The organism is uncultured Mycobacterium sp. (genome assembly GCF_964249325.1).
In the GTDB taxonomy this organism is placed as follows: Bacteria; Actinomycetota; Actinomycetes; order Mycobacteriales; family Mycobacteriaceae; genus Mycobacterium.
On sequence record NZ_CAXUCH010000266.1, the window covers coordinates 2343 to 5548 of the forward strand.

General features: G+C 67.3%; 3 protein-coding genes. 2 read left to right on the top strand and 1 reads right to left on the bottom strand.

Features of this window, described 5'->3' with window-relative positions:
- Positions 1–239 precede the first annotated feature (239 nt).
- On the bottom strand, positions 240–752 hold the full coding sequence (locus ACFE99_RS22120; protein ID WP_375488598.1) for a DUF2505 domain-containing protein: 513 nt from the start codon (positions 750–752) through the stop codon (positions 240–242).
- A gap of 28 nt (positions 753–780) precedes the next feature.
- On the opposite strand from ACFE99_RS22120, the gene ACFE99_RS22125 reads away from it, so the two are divergent.
- Together ACFE99_RS22125 and ACFE99_RS22130 are read left to right on the top strand one after the other, a co-directional pair.
- A complete protein-coding gene (locus ACFE99_RS22125) occupies positions 781–1857 on the top strand; it encodes a UDP-N-acetylmuramate dehydrogenase (protein WP_375488600.1) in 1077 nt (358 codons plus the stop codon).
- Positions 1845–3206, top strand: a 1362-nt coding sequence (locus ACFE99_RS22130; protein ID WP_375488602.1) for an Ig-like domain-containing protein, incomplete at its 3' end; no start/stop codon positions are given. The genes ACFE99_RS22125 and ACFE99_RS22130, both read left to right, overlap by 13 nt.

Sequence of the window (3206 nt, forward strand, 5' to 3'; positions counted from 1 at the left end):
CCCAGTCAGCCAGGGCGATCGCAAGCGCGGCGGAGCCGGGCGCAGCGGGTCGCCCTCAGGTGCGCCGTCGACCGACCATGACATGGTCTCGGGAAGTGATGGCACATGCGATATCACGCTGGCGCCGCCACCTGGCTGATATCACATGTGCCATCAAATCGGAGAAGACACTAGTCCCCTCCTCAGCTACTGGTGAGGCTATGGAGGCTGATGTGGCAGCCGCACCATCGGGGTAACGGTCAGGCGTTCTCGCCGATCCACATTGTGGTGAATCGCTGTTCGGCGATCAGCAGCTCGACCAGTTGGCTGCCGATGAAGTTCTCGATCTTGCCGCCGACCAGCGGAATGCGCACCTCGACAGTAGCCCGAAAGGTCAAACGCGCTCCGCCCGTTTCGGGCAGCGGTGCCAGCACCGCGGTACCGGTCAGCCCCACCGGCGCGTCGAGGATTGACCCGGTGACGGTCGCGTGGGCGCTGCCGCCGGTGACCGGGCCCCACGTCTCCTCCCGCCGGATACAGAGATCGCCCCGGTGAAATTGGGTGACCAGGCCCGGCAGCCGGTCGCTGCGCAATACCTGGGTAGTGATCACGTCGATGCTGCCGTCGTCGCCCAGCCGCATGGAATCGAGGGTGGCGTCGTCGGCACCGGAATCGGCCAACCGGGCCAGCCAATAGTTCTCGTCGCTAAACGCCCGGTGAACCTGTTCGACGGTGCCGCCATAGTCGGCGGACATGTCGAATGAGCGCGGCATAGCAGGTCAGGCTATACCGTCAAGGCCCATGAAACGGGGCGGTGTCGGTTCGCGGTTCGCCGGTGCTCACGTCGCGGAGGCGGTCGCCTTGGCGCCGCTGACCACGTTGCGGATCGGCCCGGTCGCGCGTCGTGTCATCACCTGCACCAGCGCCGACCAGGTGGTCGCCGCGCTGCGGCAGCTTGATGCCGAGGCGGTTCAGCCGCTGCTGGTGTTGGCCGGGGGCTCCAACGTCGTCATCGCCGATCACCTGACCGACCTGACCGTGGTGCGGCTGGCCAACAACCGCATCAGCATCGAGGGCACGACCCTGCGCGCTGAGGCCGGCGCGGTGTGGGACGACGTCGTCGTGGCGGCCATCGAGCATGGGCTGGGCGGGCTGGAATGCCTGTCCGGCATCCCGGGTTCTGCCGGCGCCACGCCGGTGCAGAACGTCGGCGCGTACGGCGCGGAAGTGGCCGACACCATCACCCGGGTGCGGCTGCTCGACCGGCGTAGCGGCGAGGTGCGGTGGGTGCCCGGCCAAAAGCTGCGCTTCGGCTACCGCACCAGCGTGCTCAAACATTCGCAGGCGGCCGTCGTCTTGGAGGTCGAGTTCGCGCTGGACGCCTCAGGCCGCAGCGCGCCGCTGCGCTACGGCGAGTTGACCGCCGTGCTGGGTGTAGCCACCGGCGAGCGAGCCGATCCGACAGCGGTTCGCCAGGCGGTGCTGAACTTGCGCAGACGCAAGGGCATGGTGCTCGACGCCGCCGACCACGACACCTGGAGTGTTGGATCGTTCTTCACCAATCCCGTTGTCGCGCAACGTGCTTACCAGCGACTGGCGGCTCAAGTCGACCGGCCGGTGCCGCACTGGCCGGCGCCGGGCGGGGTCAAGCTGGCCGCAGGCTGGCTAGTAGAGCAAGCCGGGTTCAGCAAAGGCTACCCCGCTGAAGAGGGCGCCCCCTGCCGGCTGTCGACCAAGCATGCGCTTGCTTTGACCAACCGCGGTGCGGCCACCGCCGCCGACGTCGTGGCGCTCGCCCGCACCGTGCGCGACGGCGTCCGCGATGTGTTTGGCATCACACTCGAGCCAGAACCGGTGCTGGTCGGCTGCGTTCTGTAGCCGCGGCTGACCGGAACGGGCCCTGGCCCCCGGTATCTTGGTGTGCCGTGAGCACACCCCGCGCCCTGCCGCCGATCACCCGGCGTCGGGCTTTGACGACGCTTGCGGTGGGTATGTTCGCACCGGATGTGCTCGCCGCATGCTCCGGCCGTGCCGGCAAAGAATCCGCCAAGCCGAAAGCACCGCCAGCGCCGAGCTTGACTTTTCATCCCGTCGACGCCGCCCGCAATGTCGTGCCCACCGCGCCGGTCAGCGTCGAGGTCCGCGACGGCTGGTTTCAGCATGTGGCGCTGAAAAACTCCGCCGGCAAGGTGGTGGCCGGCGCGCTCACCCGTGACCGCACCGTCTTCACGATCACCGAGCCGCTCGGCTACGACGCGACCTACACCTGGAGCGGCTCGGTGGTCGGCCACGACGGCAAGGCGGTCCCGGTGGCCGCCCGCTTCAGCACGCTGACGCCAAAGAAGAAGATCGGCGGGCAGTTCCAACTCAGCGACGGACAGACGGTCGGTATCGCGGCCCCCATCATCATCCAATTCGACTCGTCGATCAGCGATAAGGCCGCGGTGGAACGGGCGTTGAAGGTCACCACCGATCCGCCGGTCGAGGGCAGCTGGGCGTGGCTGCCCGACGAGACCGAGGGGGCGCGGGTGCATTACCGCAGTCGTGAGTACTACCCGGCCGGGACTAAGGTGAGCGTCGACGCCAAGCTCTACGGGCTGGCGTTCGGCGATGGTGCTTATGGGGCACAAGACATCTCACTGAACATCCAGATCGGTCGGCGCCAGATCGTCAAAGCCGAGGTCTCGTCGCACCGAATCCAGGTGGTCCGCGATGAGGGCGTGATCATGGACTTCCCCTGCAGCTACGGGGAAGCCGACAAGGCGCGAAACGTGACTCGAAACGGTATCCACGTCGTCACCGAGAAATACTCCGACTTCTACATGTCCAACCCGGCCGGTGGCTACACCAATGCACACGAGCGCTGGGCGGTCCGCATCTCCAACAACGGCGAGTTCATCCACGCCAACCCGATGAGCGCGGGCGCGCAAGGCAACACGAACGTCACCAATGGCTGCATCAACTTGTCGACGTCGGACGCCGAGCAGTATTACGCCAGCGCGATCTATGGCGACCCCGTCGAGGTGACCGGCAGTTCCATCCAGCTGTCCTACGCCGACGGCGACATCTGGGACTGGGCCGTGGACTGGGACACCTGGGTGTCGATGTCGGCGCTGCCTCCGCCGAGCGGATCCAAACCCGCGCCGGCGGCGATGCCGCGCACCGCGCCCGCGACGCCGAGCAACGCGCCCACGTTGTCAGGCACGCCCACCACGACGCGGCCTAGC